Genomic DNA, 18,611 nt, shown 5'->3' with positions numbered 1-18,611 from the left:
AACAATTGGCGTGGACTGATTCGCCCTTTATTTTGGGTGAAGATTTTATTGCGGTACACGTTAAAAGAACCCAAACCTCCACAGGTGCAAGACAGGGAGATGAATGGCTGGTTTTGGTGAATGCAGCCATCGCTAATTATTCCATTGCGCAACGGGATAAAGTCGCGCAATGGCTTAAAGATAAATTAGACACTGCTTTTGATGAATTGGTGAAACAAGTTAATTGGAAAGAAGCCCGCGGCATTGTTTTTAAACACCCTGATATAGCGCAATGGGAAAATGAAATTGTCGATATTTTCCCAGATTTACTGCACGTTCCATTACCTGAAAAAAACAGCGTTGTTTCTAAATCGACAAAACCATCCAATAAAATAATTATGGGTGTGGTTGCGGTTTTAGTTTTTATTGTGGCTGTTTTGGCTTTTTATTTCTCAAGCTCAGAAAATAAAACTCCTGAAAATCCACCAGAGGCATCAAATCAAATTGAACAGCCTGTTGATTTGGCAAAAGAGGCACAAAAAGTATGCAACGGCTTGAGTGATTCACAAAAACAGCTTTTTGCTGGGACGCAATGCGAAGCCGTTTTGTTGCCAGAAAAAATGGAAGATTTCCAAAAATGCCGCTCAGAATTTGAAGCGGATTATTGTTTAATCACTTTAGATTTGAAAGAATACAGAAAAAAGCTGCAAAGCGTTTATTTTTTTGGGTTAAAAGACATGGAAGAATTAATTGCTCGTCGAGATAATTTGCGTGGATTAAAGGGTGTTTTTGACTCGTTTTTTGAAGAGATAGACAAAGGAACTGCGTGTGATCAGACAGATACTAATTGTATCAACCGTTATGAAGCCATTAAGTCAATTTCTGAAGAGGCAAAGAAGATTGGTGAACTATCTGATTCCCCATTTTTAAGCAACGAGGATGTCGAGTGGGCTGCGGTTTTAGATGAATTCTTTAAGGTTTTAAAGCCTTTAGTCGGTGACAAATCGCAGTCAAAATCGCAGTCAGATCAATCTTCAAAAATCGCTACAGGGCAGCCTATGAACCAAAATGCGCCCTGCCAAGATGTCGCCTCTTGTTGTGCGCTTTTAAAGGACGACAACAAGGTTTGGGAGTCAATTGAACGTGTTTTACCAGCGGAGGAAAATAAAAAAACCGTTGGTAAGATTAGAGAAAAGTTAGAAAAGTTTTTACCATGCAACCAAGGGAATCAACCATCATGATGAAAGACCCCATTAAACCCAACGCCAAATCACGAGAATCTGGCAATATATCTTCTAATAATACCTTGCTCATTGGCATTATTGTTGTTTTAATTATCTTATTAGCCGTTGCGGGCTTTTTGCTTGTTTCTCCACAGGGATTCATCTGGAAAACTTCTCCCTCCCAAACTGTTGAAAATGAATTCTGCGCAGAGTTAATAAGTTTAAAATTGATCGGTGATGATTTAACCTGTCAAAGCGAAATCACAAAGCTATTTACTTCCGATTTAGAAAGCAAATGGCAACTGGTTAAAAACTATCGGGCGAGTTCTAATTTTTATGCTTTAATCACTTTGCCTTTAGATCGGGAATATCCGTCATTAAACACATTGTTTAATAAACCCGCTGTCACAATGGACAGTTTGCTAAAACGTGCCGAATATCTCGACGCGGCCGCCAAGCAATTTAACTCGTTTTTACGTGCCAAAAACAATGAAGAATTGATTAGAAATGGCAACCCATGTAAAGACGATCTCCAATGCGATTTAGCTTATCAAGTGGTTAAATTTTCTGTTGAAAATATGCCAAGAGAAAATAGTTTTATCGCGCAATCTCCTTTTAAATTTCTTAATGAAAACACCGAGAAACAAGCGAGATTTTTATTAGCATTACTTGAGGAAATAAAACGTTATTATACCTCTAGCGAAGGCATGAATAATAATTGCGATTGGGTGAAGCGTGAGCGATTTTGGGAGGATATTCAATATTTTTTCAGTTCCTCACGAGAAAACAGCGGGAATTATCCCTTACAAGAGGCTTTAATTCCGCTGTTTTGTGACGCGGGTTAGATTTTTTAAACCACTTAACGACCCAAATAAAAAGCCACCATGATTTTATTTGCTTCTCTAATCCCACTTAAATACGCGCCGTGTGCTTTTGAAAAATAATCAATATGGGTATGTTCGCCTGCAAAAAATAATTTGTCATTTATATCTTGGGCTAAATCAGCAAAATGTTGCATTTCTGTACCCACTTGAATAAATGAATAAGCACCAAATGAGTTTTCATTGGTTTGCCATTTCGTTCTTAGAAAATGGGTTGGATTTGGAATATGATTTCCATAAATATCTCTTAAATGCAACATGATTTCGTCGATAATTTGCGTATCGCTCATGGTTTCTGTTTGTCTTGCATAATCCGCATAAGCAAACGTCATTAAGGCATTTATCTTAGGGTTAAATTTCTTTACATTGACAAAATAATTAAACTTGTCTTTAATCTCTGGAGTGTAACAAATGTATTGTTCATTATCCCAAAAACCAGTATCCCAAGTCAGTAAAAACTTATTGACGCAATTCATGCCTATTTTTTGAATCGCATTTAATTTGGCTGTTGGCAAATTGGGAATAAATTGTAGATTTCCAGATTTTAAAACGCCTAAAGGAACAGTTATTACAACATAATCCGCTTCGGTGATATGATCATTATGAGTCACTTTTATTTTTGCGCCTGAATAATCAATTTTTGATACCCGCTGATTTAATTGAATCGTTAAATCATTCGCCAAAAAATTGGGAATCATATCATAACCATTTGTAGCAATTCGCTCCTCGCCTAAAAGTTCCTCTCCTTCATCATATAATGTTGAAGAAACTTTATCCAAATCTCCTAAATCAAAAGTAACGTAGGCTGAAAGTAAAAATTTCCAAAGTCGATCATTGACTTTTGTTGGATGCACACGATTAAAAACGGTTTCAAAACTTTGCGTTGCGCTACCACTGTTTTTTAAGGTGTTTAAAATGGTTTTTAATTCTGCTTCTGCATGGCTAAAAGCGGTATCGTTTCTTAAAACGCCATTAATATCATAACAAACTAAACTTTCATCATCGGTGAAAGCCGTGTTCATTCCTGCTTGTTGAGCCAAGTTAGTGATGGGATTAGCGATTGTGCCGTGAATCCAGCTTGCGCCTTCATCAAAAGGAAGCCCTAAAGTTCTATTGGTTCGCAATCGTCCACCCACTTTATTTTGCGCTTCAAAAACAATCACATTAAAGCCTTTTTCTTTCAGCTTTTTTGCAGCCGCCAAGCCAGAAATACCTGCACCAATAACAACCACTGTTTTTCCATTGGGTTTAATCTCTTTGCTGTTTAAAGCAAATAAAGCAGGTGAGAAAATTAGCGGGAATCCTACCAATGTGTTTTTAATAAATTTTCGTCTTTGCATATTATCCTGAGGGATTAATGGGTTTAAATTTAAATGATTTCCTGAATAAATTAATTCTGGAAATTCTGATTCTGACAAAATAATAAGAAAAATGCAAATCACTGTCCACCGCGCACCAACCGAATGCGATTGCCGCTGCTGCCCGTTCGTCGTCCTCTTGACACATCCCAGCGAATTCGTTACAATTCCGCCTTTATCTCAGGCGTGACTGTTAGAGCCTGTGTATAAACCGAATCTTCTTGTTTCTTAAAGAAAAAAGTTCTTCCTAAATACCAAACGCTTGGCATTGCTCACTGTGAGCAGCGATGCGTCAACGGAGTATTTTAATGAAAACCTTCAGTGCCAGACCTCAGAACGTAAAACGCGACTGGTATGTGATCGATGCCGAGAATATGGTTCTGGGTCGGCTTGCTACCGAAGTTGCCCGTCGTTTACGTGGTAAACATAAGCCAGAATATACCCCCCATATCGACACTGGCGATTATATCGTGGTCATCAATGCAGAAAAAGTGCATGTCACCGGGCGCAAACGCACCGATAAAATGTACTATCATCACAGCGGCTACCCCGGTGGAATTAAAGGCATTAGTTTCGACAAACTGGTGCAAAAACACCCCGAACGCATTATTGAAAATGCCGTAAAAGGGATGTTACCCAAAGGGCCTTTAGGACGCGACATGTATCGCAAACTAAAAGTCTATGCCGGTGCCGAACATAGACACGAAGCCCAACAACCTGTCGAACTTAAATTAAACGGTTAATCCATCATGGCTATCACACAATATTACAGTACAGGTCGTCGTAAAAGCTCATCTGCTCGCGTATTTGTCCGTTCTGGCAGTGGCAGCATTATGGTGAATGACCGCCCTTTAGACGAGTATTTTGGTCGTAAAACAGCGCGTATGATTGTGCGTCAACCGCTGGAATTGATTGAAATGACGGATAAATTCGATATTTACGTCACCGTAGCCGGCGGTGGCAGTTCTGGTCAAGCGGGTGCCATTCGTCACGGTTTGACTCGTGCCTTAATCGAATACGACGAAAATTTACGTTCGCCCTTGCGCCGTGCGGGTTTTGTCACTCGTGATGCGCGTGAAGTAGAACGGAAAAAAGTGGGCTTGCACAAAGCTCGCAAACGTCCTCAATACTCAAAACGTTAATATTATCAACGTGTTGCAGTATAAAAAAACCCACAATGTTTCATACGTTTGTGGGTTTTTTTGTGGGTGCAGCAATTTTTAGATTTAGATTACGTTTTACGCAAGGCTTCAGCCGCTTGCACCGCAAAATAAGTTAAAATCCCATCCGCACCCGCACGACGAAAACACAGCAGAGATTCTAACATGATTGCAGTTTCATTCAGCCACCCGTGTTGTGCGGCGGCTTTCACCATGGCGTATTCACCACTAACCTGATACGCAAAGGTAGGAACGCCCAATTCAGTTTTTACCCGTCTCACAATGTCCAAATAAGGCAAACCCGGTTTAACCATCACCATATCCGCGCCTTCTTGAATATCCAAAGCGACTTCGCGGATGGCTTCATCGCTGTTAGCGGGATCCATTTGATAACTATACTTATTTCCCTGTCCCAACGCCCCTGCCGATCCCACCGCATCCCGAAACGGGCCGTAAAAACTAGACGCATATTTAGCTGAATACGCCATAATTCGCGTATTCACATAACCATGACTTTCTAAAGCAAGGCGAATTTGCCCAATGCGCCCATCCATCATATCTGAAGGCGCAATCACATCCGCGCCCGCCGCGGCGTGTGACAAGGCTTGTTTGACCAATGCGGCGACCGTGTCATCATTCACCACATAACCTGATGCGTCAATTAATCCATCTTGTCCGTGGGTGGTAAAGGGGTCTAAGGCCACATCGGTAATAATACCTAATTCTGGCACGGCTTGTTTTAAGGCGCGTACACTGCGTTGAACTAAACCTTGGGGATTCCAGGCTTCTGTCGCTTCCAATGATTTTTTTTCGCTCGGTACGACGGGAAACAAAGCCAACGCAGGAATACCCAAACGCGCCCAAATTTCTGCTTCTTTGAGCAGTTCATCTAGGCTAAACCGCACTTGTCCGGGCATGGCATCAATGGGTTGGCGTTGTTGTTGTCCTTCGGTGACAAATACAGGATAAATTAAATTATCCACCGTTAAATGGTTTTCCCGCATTAAACGACGAGAAAAATCATCGCGGCGCATTCTCCGCATTCTTATGGCGGGAAAAAGAGTAGAAACAGTCATTACATTACGCTTTATTTAAAGTTAAGATTTAGGTTCTGCCCGATAAGGGGATTGACGAATTTTATCGTGTTGGTGCATTCGGTAATGAATAAACGCATTTAATTCACTAAAGTGCATAAACGGATTGCCATCTAATTGTTCGCCGATGGTGGAAGTGGTTTTTTCGGCATAATGATGGCCGGGATGCAAACAAGTGTGCGGCGGTAATTCTTGCCCTAATCGTTTTAAAGTATAAAACATTTGTTCGGGGTCGCCGCCCGTTAAATCACAGCGTCCACAACCGAAAATAAATAAAGTATCTCCCGTGATCACATGTTGATCAATTTGATAACAAGCCGAACCGGGCGTGTGGCCGGGCGTGTGTAAAATATCAATCGTGGTTTTGCCCAATTGAATCTGATCGCCACCGTGATGTAAAGTGGGTAATTCTAAATAATGCCCCCAAAATTGTGCTTCCGGTTTTAACAAATGAATTTGCGCATCATAGTGTTGTAATAATCCCGTTAAGCCATTCACATGATCATGATGACTGTGGGTTAATAACACATCAGTAATGGTGACTTCCAATTTCTCAGCCGCTTGCACAATTGACGGCACATCCCATGCGGGATCAACGACGGCAGCGCGTTGGGTGGCGTGGTCATGAATCAGGTAAATAAAATTTTCCATTGGCCCTAATTCAAGCGTGGTAATGGAGAAAGGTTTTTCATTAGACATTGGGTTAATCCTTTTTTTCTGGAGTCAGAACAGAGGGCGAATTTTGTTTTATTGCTGTGGGGGAGGGATTCTTTTTTACAGGAGTATTGTTAGCGGCAAAGTCGGTTAAGACTTTCGTTTGCGCACGGTCGAAACGTACCAATGTTTCTAATTGTTTCAGTGTTTCTGTTTGTAAGTGAATAATTTTTGCAAATGCTAGTAATAATAACCCTAATAAAAAACCCGCAAAACCACCAATAATATAAAGCATTCTTTGTTCTTCAACAACAATAAATGCCAGTAATAATAAAACATAAGAAATCACAATCGCCATAATTCCTGCAATACTTAAACCGCCTTCAATTCGCATATTATCCTCCTATTGGGGTTGTGTTGACTATCACTCTGGTGAATTCGTTGATATTAACCTTATCCACCTTTTCTGCACAAGCGATGGCTTCCTTTTGTTTGACAAATCCTTAAAATCGCATCCATCCCCAATCCCCTCCCCTTTAAATCTTGCTGCAATGCACCCAGTCCCGTAAAATGGTTTGCTTAATCGCCTTCTATCTGAAGCGTTGGGCATTCGATTTGTTTGCTTATCGGCCTCTTCTCTCTTATTGATTCAAATTGATTCAATCACTTAGCTTATCGCATCACCCTTGTAACTGGAGACGGTTCTTGAACAAACCAGCCTTACTCGCACTCGCAGACGGTCGTCTGTTTTATGGAGAATCCATTGGTGTTCCCGGCCAAAGCGTCGGCGAAGTTGTGTTTAACACTGCCATGACGGGTTATCAAGAAATTTTAACCGACCCCTCTTATCATCGACAATTGGTCACGCTCACTTATCCCCACATCGGCAGCGTCGGCACGAATTCGTTTGACCAAGAATCGGAACAGGTTTATGCCGCGGGTTTAATTATTCGGGATTTGCCTTTGTTGGCCAGCAATTGGCGCGCTCAAGAGACTTTAGACGATTATTTAATTCGTCACAACGTGGTGGCGATTGCGGGCATCGATACGCGCCAATTAACCCGTATTTTACGCGAAAAAGGCGCGCAAAACGGTTGTGTAATGGCCGGCGATAACCTTGATCCCGATGCGGCTATTGCCGCAGCACGCGCCTTTGCCGGCTTAAAAGGCATGGATTTAGCCCAAGAAGTCACCACGGCGGAAACTTACTCATGGCAACGTCGTTCATGGCAATTGGCCACCAATGCCGACAGCCCGCTTGAGGCCTCACAATGGCATGTGGTTGCTTATGATTTTGGCGTAAAGCACGCGATTTTGCGCTTACTTGCGGATCGCGGCTGTCGTTTAACTGTCGTTCCTGCGAAAACGCCCGCCCAAGCTATTTTAGATTTGCAACCCGATGGCGTATTTTTATCCAATGGCCCCGGCGATCCAGAACCATGTGATTATGCGATTTCTGCCATTGGAACGCTGTTAGAACAGCCTTATTTGCCGATTTTTGGCATTTGTTTGGGACATCAACTGCTTGGTTTAGCCAGCGGTGCGCGGACTTCAAAAATGAAATTCGGCCACCACGGCGCAAATCATCCCGTACAAGATTTGGATAATAAACAAGTCTTTATCACCAGTCAAAACCATGGTTTTGCCGTAGATGAGTCCAGTTTGCCCAAATTCTTGAGAGCCACACACCGTTCCTTATTCGATGGTTCGTTGCAAGGCATTGAACGGACAGATAAACCTGCGTTTAGTTTTCAAGGGCATCCTGAAGCCAGTCCGGGGCCACATGATGTATCGGGTTTATTTGACCGCTTTGTTGCGTTGATGCAGCAAAAAACAGCGCAAAAATAACCCACTCATTTTACTTTAAGCAACATCGGCATTGGCTGTAAGCGTGCTGTTTCTTTTTCACTGTCCAGAACGATTCGTAATATGCCTAAACGTACAGACATTCAAAGTATTCTGATTATTGGGGCGGGGCCGATTGTGATTGGTCAAGCCTGTGAATTTGATTATTCTGGGGCGCAAGCCTGTAAAGCCTTGAAACAAGAAGGGTATCGGGTCATTTTGGTCAATTCCAATCCCGCCACGATCATGACCGATCCCAATATGGCGGATGCGACGTATATCGAACCCATTCAATGGGAAACCGTTGCCCGCATTATCGAACACGAACGCCCTGATGCCCTATTGCCCACAATGGGCGGGCAAACGGCGTTAAATTGCGCGTTAGATTTGGTTAAAAATGGGGTTTTGGCGCAATTTAATGTCGAAATGATCGGCGCGTCGCAAGAAGCCATCGAAAAAGCTGAAGATCGGGAATTATTCCGCGATGCCATGCGTAAAATTGGCTTAGACATGCCTTATTCGATCATTGTGCGCAATATAGACGAAGCCTTAGCCGCAGAAGCAGAAATTGGTTTTCCCATTGTCATTCGTCCTTCGTTTACTTTAGGCGGCAGCGGCGGTGGAATTGCGTATAATCGTGAGGAATTTTTAGCCATTTGTACTCGCGGTTTAGAATTATCGCCCATTCATGAATTACTGGTTGAGCAATCCGTATTGGGTTGGAAAGAATACGAAATGGAAGTGGTGCGGGATCGCAAAGATAATTGTATTATTGTCTGTGCGATTGAAAACCTAGACCCCATGGGCGTACACACAGGCGATTCGATCACCGTCGCCCCCACGCAAACCTTGACCGATAAAGAATATCAAATTATGCGTAATGCGTCGATTGCCGTTTTACGGGAAATCGGCGTGGATACGGGCGGCTCTAACGTACAATTTGCGATTAATCCTGAAAATGGTCACATGATCATTATTGAGATGAATCCGCGGGTGTCGCGTTCTTCGGCGTTGGCTTCTAAGGCGACGGGCTTTCCCATTGCCAAAGTCGCGGCAAAATTGGCTATTGGTTATACGTTAGATGAATTGGCTAATGATATTACAGGTGGTGTGACTCCGGCCTCGTTTGAACCGTCAATTGACTACGTGGTGACCAAAGTTCCTCGTTTTACATTTGAAAAATTCCCCCAAGCAGAACCCTTACTGACCACACAAATGAAGTCCGTAGGCGAAGTGATGGCAATGGGTAGAACGTTTCAAGAGTCTTTACAAAAGGTCTTACGTGGCTTGGAAACGGGCGCGTTTGGGTTTGATGAACGCTTAGACCCGAATCAAGATTTAACCAGCGATGAAGTTCGTGATGTTTTACGTCATCATTTACAAGTGCCGGGGCCAGAGCGTTTGTGGTACATTAGCGATGCGTTTCGTGCGGGCTGGTCAATTCAAGATGTGTTTGATTTTACGAAAATTGATCCGTGGTTTTTGACCCAAATCGCCAATTTAATCGAAGAAGAAGCCGAAGTAAAAGCCGGTGGCTTGGCCGCATTAACCGCGGATCGTTTACGTGTGTTAAAACGCAAAGGCTTTGCTGATGCGCGTTTGGCGCAATTGGTGGGTGTAAGCGAATTGACTTTGCGCACACAACGCCATGAATTCGGTATTCGCCCTGTGTATAAGCGCGTGGATTCGTGTGCGGCGGAGTTTGCATCGAATACGGCTTATATGTATTCAACTTATGAGCAGGCCTGTGAAGCAGAACCAACTAAACGAGAAAAAATCATCATTTTAGGTGGCGGGCCAAATCGCATCGGACAAGGGATCGAATTCGATTATTGTTGTGTACAAGCGGCTTTGGCGTTGCGGGAAGATGGTTATGAAACGATTATGGTTAATTGTAATCCTGAGACGGTTTCTACCGATTACGATACCTCTGATCGCTTGTATTTTGAGCCGTTGACTTTGGAAGATGTACTGGAAATTGTACACTTAGAACAGCCTAAAGGGGTGATTGTGCAATACGGTGGACAAACGCCATTAAAATTGGCGCGTCCCCTAGAAGCCGCAGGCGTGCCGATTATTGGCACTTCGCCGGATTCGATTGATTTAGCCGAAGATCGGGAGCGTTTTCAGCAATTGGTGGATCAATTGGGTTTTCGTCAACCGCCCAATCGCACCGCCCGCACGCCCGAAGTAGCCATTGCCTGCGCGGAGGAAATCGGTTATCCCTTAGTAGTCCGTCCGTCTTATGTTTTGGGTGGACGCGCAATGGAAATCGTTTATAATCAAGATGAATTAAGAAATTACATGCGTTATGCGGTGGCGGTGTCGAATGATTCGCCGGTTTTACTCGACCGCTTTTTAAACGATGCCACGGAAATTGATGTGGATGCGATTTGTGATGGTGAATCCGTGTTAATCGGGGGCATCATGGAACATATTGAACAAGCGGGGATTCATTCGGGTGATTCTGCGTGTTCTTTGCCGCCTTATACTTTATCGCCGATGTTACAAGATGAATTACGCGAGCAAATCAGTCGTATGGCAAAACAGCTTAATGTGATTGGTTTGGTCAATGCGCAATTTGCGATTCAGCAAGACACGGTATTTGTATTAGAAGTGAATCCGCGGGCTTCGCGTACTGTGCCATTTGTCTCCAAAGCGACAGGCTTATCTTTGGCGAAAATTGCGGCGCGGTGTATGGTGGGACAAACGCTGGCACAACAAGGTGTTACATCTGAGTGCATTCCGCATTACTATTCGGTGAAAGAATCCGTGTTTCCTTTTGTCAAATTCCCTACGGTCGATCCGTTACTCGGCCCTGAAATGAAGTCCACAGGCGAGGTCATGGGCGTGGGGAGAACGTTTGGCGAGGCGTTTGCCAAGTCGTTATTGGCATCAGGATCGTCGCTGCCAAGTCCCGGCGTGGCGTTTATCAGCGTGCGCGAAGCGGATAAAGGTGCGGTGGTGGGCGTGGCGCGGTCTTTGTTGGACTTGGGTTTTAGCCTGATAGCCACTCGCGGTACAGCGCAAGCCTTGAAAGAGGCGGGTTTACCGTGTGAGGCTGTGAATAAAGTGTTGGAAGGCCGTCCGCATGTGGTGGATAAAATTAAAAATGATGAAATCGCTTTTATCATTAATACCACAGAAGGTAAACAAGCGATTGCGGATTCATTTACCATTCGTCGTTCTGCTTTGCAACACAAAGTGACTTACACCACGACTATCGCAGGCGCACGTGCGACGGTGTTGGCGTTGAAAACAACTGATATTCGCGGCGTAAATCGCTTACAAGATTTACATAAGGAGCTATCAGGTTTAAACTACACCCAAGCCTCACCGACTTAGTGCGGGCATCATAGAGCCGAACATTCGGCACTATTAACGACGGCGTTATTTTTTGGGGATAACACGGGTTTATGCGTGTTATCCCTTTGCATTGGCTTAATACCTGACTGATTGCGGAATGAAAACGAATTAATCGTGTTTATTCTGCGACTGGTCGGGTTTGCTTTTGTTTAACATTTGTAATGGGTACTCATTTTTAAGAAAATTGAGTGAATTGACAATAGAAAAAACGGTGGTGAATCAATGAATAAATCCCCAATGACAGTTAAGGGTGCGGAGCAATTGCGGGCAGAATTGCAGGAGTTAAAATCGGTGACGCGGCCGAAAATTATCGCAGCTATTGCCGAAGCCAGAGCGCATGGCGATTTGAAAGAAAATGCGGAATATCATGCCGCTCGTGAGCAGCAATCTTTTGTGGAAGGGCGCATTGCCGAGATTGAAGGCAAATTAGCCACGGCGCACATTATTGATGTTTCGCGTTTGCCGAATAATGGCAAAATTGTTTTTGGTGCCACAGTGGTGTTAATGAACGTGGAAACGGAAGAGGAAGTGACTTATCAAATTGTCGGTGAAGATGAAGCCGATATTAAGGCTAATTTAATTTCTGTGACTTCGCCCATTGCACGCGCTTTGATTAATAAAGAAGAAGGCGAAATTGCCGTGGTGCAAGCCCCCAGTGGCAAAAGAGAATATGAAATTATCGAAGTGAAATATGTTTAATTTTCGGTAACGGGATATAAAAGGGATAAGCCAAAATGATAATATTATATTTTGGGTTTTTATCCCTTTTTTTTGTGATTTATAAGCAAAAAATAGTGCTTTTGCAATTTCTTTTACAGTCTTGGAGCTTGATAACGGGCAAAAATTAGAAAAATACTTCGAGTTTGTTCATAATCTTTACTTTCAATCAATTATAAAAACATTATTATTTGTAATGGTTTAAATTGAGAATTGCTGAATTAGAAATATAAAAAAGCCCGCAACTTATTTATTCGTTGCAGGCTTTAAGAGATACAAAACTTTACATCCTACACCACAAACAAACTCATAAACTCATTCACCGCCGTACTCTCCAGTGTCGCTTGATCAGCGCAGAGTGTTAAAATCTGGGCTGATTTTTTGGGCGATAAACGAGTAGCTAGATTACGCTCGAATTTCGCTTGCAATACTGGGATGCCTTCGGCGCGGCGACGACGATGACCAATTGGGTATTCTACTGAAACCTTTTCAGTCTTACTGCCGTCTTTGAAAAACACTTGTACTGAATTACCAATAGAACGCTTGGCTGCGTCTAAGTAATCTACAGTAAATTGTTTGTTTTCAACGACTTCCATCTTGTTGCGTAACTCGTCGATCAAAGGATTAGAAGCCACGTCGTCCTCGTAATCTTCCGCAGTCAAATTGCCTTTGATCAAAGGCACGGCCACCATGTATTGAATACAATGATCGCGGTCAGCAGGATTGTTTAAGGGGCCTGTTTTGTCGATAATCCGCACACCTGATTCTTGGGTTTCGATCACGATTTTTTCGATTTGATCGAATTTGCCCACCACGTGCGGATGCAATGTGACTGCGGCTTCACACGCGGTTTGTGAGTGGAATTCGGCGGGGAAGGAAATCTTGAATAACACATTTTCCATGACGTAAGTCGCGTAGGATTGGGTGAATTTCAAGCTGTTGCCTTTGAATAATACGTCGTTAAAACCCCATGTTTTCGCGGTCAACGCAGAAGGATAACCCATTTCACCACGTAACACCATTAACGCCAAACGCACGCCGCGACTGGTCGCGTCGCCTGCCGCCCAGCTCTTGCGTGAACCTGTATTTGGAGCGTGGCGATAGGTGCGTAACGCACTACCATCAATCCATGCGTGTGATACTGCGTCGATAACTTCTTGGCGTGTACCGCCCAACATTTTGGTGACCACCGCGGTCGTGGCAATCCGCACTAACATCACATGGTCTAAACCAACGCGATTAAAACCATTTTCTAAAGCAATAACACCTTGAATTTCATGCGCTTTAATCATCGCTTCTAAAACTTGTTTCATGGTCAATGCAGGCTTCCCTTCAGAAACCGCTTTGCGACTCAAGTAATCCGCTACCGCTAAAATACCACCTAAATTGTCTGACGGATGTCCCCATTCTGCGGCTAACCACGTGTCGTTGAAATCCAACCAACGAATCATCGCACCAATGTTAAACGCACCTTGTACGGGGTCTAATTCGTAAGAAGTCCCCGGTACTCGTACGCCATTCGGCATAGACGCGCCTGGTACCACTGGCCCCAACACTTTTGTACACGCTGGGTAGCTCAACGCCAACAGTCCACAACCCAAAGTATCCATTAAACAATAACGCGCCGTTTCCATCGCTTCCTTGCTTTGCGTTACGTCGTAATTCATAACGTAATCAGCAATATCCACGAAAACTTGATCAGGATCAGGGCGTTTTGTATCTCGAATGTCGTAAGCAGACATAGGTGTTCCTTTCTATGATTAAGGGTGATTGTTATTGAGAAATAATGAAAATTCCCGCCTGTTTCTTTCACCTAAAAAACAGGTTTTATTCACGGCGGGATAAGAGAAAAAATTACCGTTGTTCAATGGGTAAATAAGGGCGACTTTCAGGGCCAATATATTCCGCACTCGGACGGATTAATTTATTATTGCCGCGTTGTTCCATGACATGCGCCGCCCAACCCGTGATGCGCGACATAACGAAAATGGGCGTAAATAACGGCGTGGGAATGCCCATGAAATGATAGGCACTGGCACTGTAAAAATCTAAATTGGGAAATAATTGTTTCTCATCCCACATGACCGTTTCAATTGCCTCAGAAATGGCGTATAAATTTTGTCCATTTACCGTTTCGGCTAATGTTTTTGACCAGCCTTTAATAGTCGCATTACGCGGATCATATTTAGAATAAACCGCATGACCAAATCCCATGATTTTCTCTTTGCGCGCTAACATGTCTTTTAAGCCCGTAGCGGCTTCTTCGGGATTGTGGAATTTTTCAATTAAAGCCATCGCGGCTTCATTCGCGCCCCCGTGCAACGGGCCACGCAATGAACCAATCGCACCTGTAATGCAAGAGTAAAAATCAGACAAGGTCGCCGCACACACTCGCGCTGTAAATGTAGACGCATTAAATTCATGCTCCGCATACAGAATCAATGACGCATCCATACAACGACGATGCTGCTCATTCGGAGTTTTATTGTGTAACAAATGCAGGAAATGACCCGCTAAACTGGGTTCTGGTGTATAACCATCAATCCGTTGTCCGTAAGTCACAAAACGATACCAGTAGCATAAAATGCCCGGAAAAGTCGCCAGTAAACGATCTGCAACGGTATGTTGTTGTTCAAAACTTTCTTCAGGCTCTAACGTACCTAAAATAGAACAGCCCGTGCGCATGACATCCATTGGGTGGGCGTTGGCCGGAATCAGTTCTAACGCGCTTTTTAAGGCCGCAGGCAAACCGCGCAAACTGCGTAAACGTTGCTGATAATTGTCTAATTCCGCCGCAGTCGGCAATTTTCCATATAACAGCAGATAAGCCACTTCTTCAAAAGTAGATTTTTCTGCCAACTCTTCAATTTCATAACCGCGATAAGTTAAGCCACAACCTGACTTGCCTACGGTACAAATGGAAGTTTGACCTGCGACTTGACCGCGTAAGCCGCCTGCATTTTTATCAACCACTTTAGCTTCAGACATTTAATTGCTCTCCTTGCGAAATAGGGCATCTAATTTTTGTTCATAGGTGTGATAACCCAGCACTTCGTACAATTCAGCACGAGTTTGCATTTTGTCAATCACCGCTTGTTGAGTGCCTTGTTGGCGAATGGTGTCGTAAACTTCAATTGCGGCCGCACTCATGGCACGATACGCCGATAATGGGTATAACACTAAACCCACGCCCACCGCTCGCAATTGTTCAACGGTAAACAAAGGTGTTTTACCAAATTCAGTAATATTTGCCAATACGGGAACGTGAACCGCACGAGTAAAGGCTTGATAATCTTCCAAAGTGTGCAAGGCTTCGGCAAAAATCATGTCCGCACCCGCTTCAACGTAAGCACAAGCGCGGTCAATCGCGGCTTGTTGTCCTTCGCTGGCGTGGGCATCGGTGCGCGCCATGAGTACAAATTCGCTGTCTATTTTGGCATCGACGGCGGCTTTAACGCGGTCAACCATTTCATCTGTAGAAACCAATGCTTTGTTAGGACGGTGGCCACAGCGTTTGGCCTGCACTTGATCTTCGATATGAACGGCGGCAACTCCTGCGCGGGTCATTTCTTTGATAGTACGAGCGATGGAAAATGCACTACCCCAGCCCGTGTCAATATCGACCAATAACGGTAAATCGGTACTTGCAGTGATACGACTTGCGTCAGTTAGTACGTCATTCAGCGTGGTAATTCCCAAATCGGGCAAGCCAAAAGACGCATTCGCCACGCCCGCACCCGAAAGATAAAGGGCTTTAAAACCACTGCGTTGCGCGAGCAGTGCCGTGTAAGCGTTGATGGTGCCGACAACTTGCAACGGCTGTTCAGCGGCGACAGCTTGACGAAAACGTGCGCCAGCAGAGTGAATTTGGCTCATAGATTGGGTGGTCTCCATGGTGTAGTTATTCTGAGAGCGTTTAAGCCGTGTTTAAAAAGGCGTGTGTAGCATAAGCGGAGTTAATTCTATTGTAAAGTATCATTGATAAATTCAATGATAACAGTGGACAAAAATTATGCTACAGCAAAATACTTAATGGGAAAATAAAAAACTTTACGCCTTTTATTTTTTCGTTAAACTAACCTTAGTTTTCAACAAAAAACCACCACAAAGGAGCTTTTTATGCCATCTGCACTAAGTCGTACTGAATTTGAAGCCCAATTGCGGGCTAAAGGGGCTTATTATCACATTTATCATCCCTACCACGTGGCTATGAATCGCGGCGAATGTACTCGTGAACAGATTCAAGGTTGGGTGGCTAATCGTTTTTATTATCAAGTGACGATTCCGCGTAAAGATGCGGCGATTTTGTCGAATTGTCCCGATCAACATGTACGCCGCCATTGGATACAGCGCATCATTGACCACGACGGCCGCGACGGGCAAGAAGGCGGCATTGAAGCGTGGCTGCGTTTGGGTGAGGCTTGCGGTTTGACTCGTGAGGAGTTGTGGTCATTTAAACATTTATTGCCTGGGGTGCGCTTTGCGGTTGATGCTTATTTGCATTTTGCACAACAAGCCACATGGCAAGAAGCCGCATGTTCTTCATTAACTGAGTTATTTGCCCCTGAAATTCATCAAAAACGTTTGGATACGTGGCCAAATCATTATACATGGATTGAAAGCTCTGGTTTACAATATTTTCGTAATCGATTAAGCGAAGCACGTCGAGATGTGCAGCAAGGTTTGCAAATTACTTTGGATTATTTTCAAACCTATGAACAGCAAATGCACGCCTTATCAATTTTGCAATTTAAATTGGAAATTCTCTGGACCATGCTAGATGCCATGCAAATGGCTTATGTGTTAAAAATGCCTCCCTTTTTTACGGTGGAAAAACCAGTATGAATCTACTTGATTCGCACATCATTCGCATTCAGTCATTATATCGCTTTCAATGGGAAGCGGCACAAAATGCTTATGTTTTATTATATCCAGAAGGCATGATCACGTTAAATTCTAGTGCAGGTGAGATTCTATCACGGTGTGCAAAAGGAGATAAAACGGTATTGGAATTAATCCAAGAATTAGAACAACAATTTCCCGATGCGGGAGATTTACGCCCTGACATTTACGAATTTTTGAGAACTGCTTATGAACATGGTTGGATCGACTACTCGCCCGCTACCTAAGCCTTTGTGGTTATTGGCAGAATTGACTTATGCCTGTCCTTTGCAATGCGCGTATTGTTCTAATCCGCTGGATTTTAATCGTTATTCGCGTAGCCAAGAATTAACCACCGATCAATGGATTCGTGTGTTAAAAGAAGCGCGTCAATTGGGCGCGTTACAATTGGGATTTTCTGGCGGAGAACCTTTGGTGCGCACGGATTTAGAACAGCTTATTGCTGAGGCGCGTCAATTGGGTTATTACAGTAATTTAATTACTTCTGCTATTGGTATGGATGAGGCGCGAGTGGCCGCATTTCGCCAAGCGGGTTTGGATCATATTCAAATCAGTTTCCAAGCCAGTGAGGAAACGTTAAATGATCAATTAGCAGGCACAACCACTTTTCAACATAAATTAGCCATGGCACAAGCGGTTAAAAAACACGGTTATCCTATGGTATTGTGTTTTGTTTTGCACCGTCATAATATTGAGCAAATTGCGGATATTTTAGAATTAGCGATTCAATTAGAAGCGGATTATGTGGAATTAGCCACTGCACAATATTATGGTTGGGCGTGGGTGAATCGTGAGCAGTTGATGCCCAGTCAAGCACAATTGGTTGAAGGTGAAAAAATTGCTCATGCTTATCAAGAACGTATGAAGGGAAAAATGAAAATTTATTATGTTGTTCCCGATTATTACGAAAAACGCCCAAAAGCTTGTATGAATGGTTGGGGCGCGGTGTTTTTAACTATTGCACCCGATGGGACGGCTTTACCGTGTCACGAAGCGCGACAGTTACCGGGCTTGACGTTTCCTAACGTTAAAGAGGCTTCTGTGGAGTGGATTTGGAATGATTCTCCCGCGTTTAATCGTTATCGCGGCGATGAGTGGATGAAAGAACCTTGTCGCAGTTGTCCTGAGAAAAGTAAGGATTTTGGGGGCTGTCGTTGCCAAGCCTATTTATTAACGGGCGATGCGTGTGAAGCGGATCCCGTTTGTGAATTGTCCCCTCACCATGATAAGGTGGTGGATATTATTAATCGTGCAGATAATCCTAAAAATACACCACTTATTTTACGCAACCCACAGAATGCTAAACGATTTTAAAATGAATCGTTTGGCGACTTTCTCCTGAATCAGAATAGAGGGAAATGGCGGGTTTCTGATTCAGTTCTTAACATCAAAAGAATATAACAATGATGATACAACAAACTCTTGCCTTCGG

The 18,611-nt window shown here is 43.6% G+C and carries 17 protein-coding genes; 10 read left to right on the top strand and 7 right to left on the bottom strand.

Annotated elements, in window-relative coordinates; all coding sequences use genetic code 11:
- The first annotated feature begins 32 nt into the window (after positions 1–32).
- Positions 33–1,220 (top strand): hypothetical protein, encoded by a 1,188-nt coding sequence (locus TPSD3_RS16870; RefSeq protein WP_140048597.1) that lies wholly within the window; start codon positions 33–35, stop codon positions 1,218–1,220.
- Positions 1,217–2,047 (top strand): hypothetical protein, encoded by an 831-nt coding sequence (locus tag TPSD3_RS16865; protein ID WP_086489722.1) that lies wholly within the window; start codon positions 1,217–1,219, stop codon positions 2,045–2,047. Before TPSD3_RS16870 ends, TPSD3_RS16865 begins: the two co-directional genes overlap by 4 nt.
- A gap of 14 nt (positions 2,048–2,061) precedes the next feature.
- On the opposite strand, the gene TPSD3_RS16860 is transcribed toward TPSD3_RS16865, so the two are convergent.
- Positions 2,062–3,423, bottom strand: a complete 1,362-nt coding sequence (locus tag TPSD3_RS16860) for a flavin monoamine oxidase family protein (protein WP_086489772.1) — start codon at positions 3,421–3,423, stop codon at positions 2,062–2,064.
- A gap of 326 nt (positions 3,424–3,749) precedes the next feature.
- Here TPSD3_RS16860 and rplM point away from each other — a divergent pair, with 326 nt between their 5' ends.
- Positions 3,750–4,184, top strand: coding sequence for a 50S ribosomal protein L13 (gene rplM, locus TPSD3_RS16855; protein WP_086489721.1), 435 nt, complete (start codon positions 3,750–3,752; stop codon positions 4,182–4,184).
- A gap of 6 nt (positions 4,185–4,190) precedes the next feature.
- Complete coding sequence (gene rpsI / locus TPSD3_RS16850; protein WP_086489720.1) at positions 4,191–4,583, top strand: 30S ribosomal protein S9; 393 nt, start codon at positions 4,191–4,193, stop codon at positions 4,581–4,583.
- An 89-nt stretch (positions 4,584–4,672) separates the two neighbouring features.
- On the opposite strand, the gene hemB is transcribed toward rpsI, so the two are convergent.
- From hemB to TPSD3_RS16835, 3 genes are read right to left on the bottom strand one after another with little or no spacing between them, the layout of a single operon-like run.
- Complete coding sequence (gene hemB, locus TPSD3_RS16845; RefSeq protein WP_086489719.1) at positions 4,673–5,677, bottom strand: porphobilinogen synthase; 1,005 nt, start codon at positions 5,675–5,677, stop codon at positions 4,673–4,675.
- Between the two features lie 21 nt (positions 5,678–5,698).
- Entirely contained in the window at positions 5,699–6,394 is a 696-nt protein-coding gene (locus TPSD3_RS16840; RefSeq protein ID WP_086489718.1) for an MBL fold metallo-hydrolase, read from the bottom strand.
- Positions 6,395–6,398: 4 nt separating this feature from the next.
- On the bottom strand, positions 6,399–6,743 hold the full coding sequence (locus tag TPSD3_RS16835) for a hypothetical protein (protein WP_086489717.1): 345 nt from the start codon (positions 6,741–6,743) through the stop codon (positions 6,399–6,401).
- A gap of 311 nt (positions 6,744–7,054) precedes the next feature.
- On the opposite strand from TPSD3_RS16835, the gene carA reads away from it, so the two are divergent.
- The 3 genes from carA to greA all read left to right on the top strand — a co-directional run bounded on the left by carA (position 7,055) and on the right by greA (position 12,259).
- The gene (gene carA / locus TPSD3_RS16830; protein ID WP_086489716.1) at positions 7,055–8,197 is read left to right on the top strand and encodes a glutamine-hydrolyzing carbamoyl-phosphate synthase small subunit; all 1,143 of its coding nucleotides are present in this window, start codon (positions 7,055–7,057) and stop codon (positions 8,195–8,197) included.
- An 81-nt stretch (positions 8,198–8,278) separates the two neighbouring features.
- Positions 8,279–11,539 (top strand): carbamoyl-phosphate synthase large subunit, encoded by a 3,261-nt coding sequence (carB, locus tag TPSD3_RS16825; RefSeq protein ID WP_086489715.1) that lies wholly within the window; start codon positions 8,279–8,281, stop codon positions 11,537–11,539.
- 243 nt (positions 11,540–11,782) lie between these two features.
- Positions 11,783–12,259 carry a transcription elongation factor GreA gene (gene greA, locus TPSD3_RS16820; protein ID WP_086489714.1) on the top strand — a complete coding sequence of 159 codons (477 nt, stop codon included), beginning with the start codon at positions 11,783–11,785 and terminating at the stop codon, positions 12,257–12,259.
- 308 nt (positions 12,260–12,567) lie between these two features.
- On the opposite strand, the gene TPSD3_RS16815 is transcribed toward greA, so the two are convergent.
- From TPSD3_RS16815 to prpB, 3 genes are all read right to left on the bottom strand, one after another.
- A complete protein-coding gene (locus tag TPSD3_RS16815; protein WP_086489713.1) occupies positions 12,568–14,019 on the bottom strand; it encodes a bifunctional 2-methylcitrate dehydratase/aconitate hydratase in 1,452 nt (483 codons plus the stop codon).
- Between the two features lie 112 nt (positions 14,020–14,131).
- Positions 14,132–15,265 (bottom strand): bifunctional 2-methylcitrate synthase/citrate synthase, encoded by a 1,134-nt coding sequence (gene prpC, locus TPSD3_RS16810; RefSeq protein ID WP_086489712.1) that lies wholly within the window; start codon positions 15,263–15,265, stop codon positions 14,132–14,134.
- Positions 15,266–16,153 carry a methylisocitrate lyase gene (gene prpB, locus TPSD3_RS16805; protein WP_086489711.1) on the bottom strand — a complete coding sequence of 296 codons (888 nt, stop codon included), beginning with the start codon at positions 16,151–16,153 and terminating at the stop codon, positions 15,266–15,268.
- Positions 16,154–16,396: 243 nt separating this feature from the next.
- Between prpB and pqqC the strand changes: the two genes are divergently transcribed.
- From pqqC to pqqE, 3 genes are read left to right on the top strand one after another with little or no spacing between them, the layout of a single operon-like run.
- Complete coding sequence (gene pqqC / locus TPSD3_RS16800; RefSeq protein WP_086489710.1) at positions 16,397–17,122, top strand: pyrroloquinoline-quinone synthase PqqC; 726 nt, start codon at positions 16,397–16,399, stop codon at positions 17,120–17,122.
- Positions 17,119–17,406 (top strand): pyrroloquinoline quinone biosynthesis peptide chaperone PqqD, encoded by a 288-nt coding sequence (gene pqqD, locus TPSD3_RS16795; RefSeq protein ID WP_086489709.1) that lies wholly within the window; start codon positions 17,119–17,121, stop codon positions 17,404–17,406. Before pqqC ends, pqqD begins: the two co-directional genes overlap by 4 nt.
- On the top strand, positions 17,375–18,493 hold the full coding sequence (gene pqqE / locus TPSD3_RS16790) for a pyrroloquinoline quinone biosynthesis protein PqqE (protein ID WP_086489771.1): 1,119 nt from the start codon (positions 17,375–17,377) through the stop codon (positions 18,491–18,493). Before pqqD ends, pqqE begins: the two co-directional genes overlap by 32 nt.
- The last annotated feature ends 118 nt before the right edge of the window (positions 18,494–18,611 follow it).

It is taken from the genome of Thioflexithrix psekupsensis (assembly GCF_002149925.1).
Taxonomy (GTDB): Bacteria; Pseudomonadota; Gammaproteobacteria; order Beggiatoales; family Beggiatoaceae; genus Thioflexithrix; species Thioflexithrix psekupsensis.
The sequence above is the reverse complement of the archived record's forward strand: the minus strand, read 5'-3'. Positions and strand labels throughout refer to the sequence as shown.

Bases quoted from the DNA above. Each gene is read 5' to 3' on its own strand.
- TPSD3_RS16865 (WP_086489722.1), top strand. From the start codon at position 1,217: ATGATGAAAGACCCCATTAAACCCAACGCCAAATCACGAGAATCTGGC.
- TPSD3_RS16860 (WP_086489772.1), bottom strand. From the start codon at position 3,423: ATGCAAAGACGAAAATTTATTAAAAACACATTGGTAGGATTCCCGCTA.
- rplM (WP_086489721.1), top strand. From the start codon at position 3,750: ATGAAAACCTTCAGTGCCAGACCTCAGAACGTAAAACGCGACTGGTAT.
- rpsI (WP_086489720.1), top strand. From the start codon at position 4,191: ATGGCTATCACACAATATTACAGTACAGGTCGTCGTAAAAGCTCATCT.
- hemB (WP_086489719.1), bottom strand. From the start codon at position 5,677: ATGACTGTTTCTACTCTTTTTCCCGCCATAAGAATGCGGAGAATGCGC.
- TPSD3_RS16840 (WP_086489718.1), bottom strand. From the start codon at position 6,394: ATGTCTAATGAAAAACCTTTCTCCATTACCACGCTTGAATTAGGGCCA.
- TPSD3_RS16835 (WP_086489717.1), bottom strand. From the start codon at position 6,743: ATGCGAATTGAAGGCGGTTTAAGTATTGCAGGAATTATGGCGATTGTG.
- carB (WP_086489715.1), top strand. From the start codon at position 8,279: ATGCCTAAACGTACAGACATTCAAAGTATTCTGATTATTGGGGCGGGG.
- greA (WP_086489714.1), top strand. From the start codon at position 11,783: ATGAATAAATCCCCAATGACAGTTAAGGGTGCGGAGCAATTGCGGGCA.
- TPSD3_RS16815 (WP_086489713.1), bottom strand. From the start codon at position 14,019: ATGTCTGCTTACGACATTCGAGATACAAAACGCCCTGATCCTGATCAA.
- prpC (WP_086489712.1), bottom strand. From the start codon at position 15,265: ATGTCTGAAGCTAAAGTGGTTGATAAAAATGCAGGCGGCTTACGCGGT.
- prpB (WP_086489711.1), bottom strand. From the start codon at position 16,153: ATGAGCCAAATTCACTCTGCTGGCGCACGTTTTCGTCAAGCTGTCGCC.
- pqqC (WP_086489710.1), top strand. From the start codon at position 16,397: ATGCCATCTGCACTAAGTCGTACTGAATTTGAAGCCCAATTGCGGGCT.
- pqqD (WP_086489709.1), top strand. From the start codon at position 17,119: ATGAATCTACTTGATTCGCACATCATTCGCATTCAGTCATTATATCGC.
- pqqE (WP_086489771.1), top strand. From the start codon at position 17,375: ATGGTTGGATCGACTACTCGCCCGCTACCTAAGCCTTTGTGGTTATTG.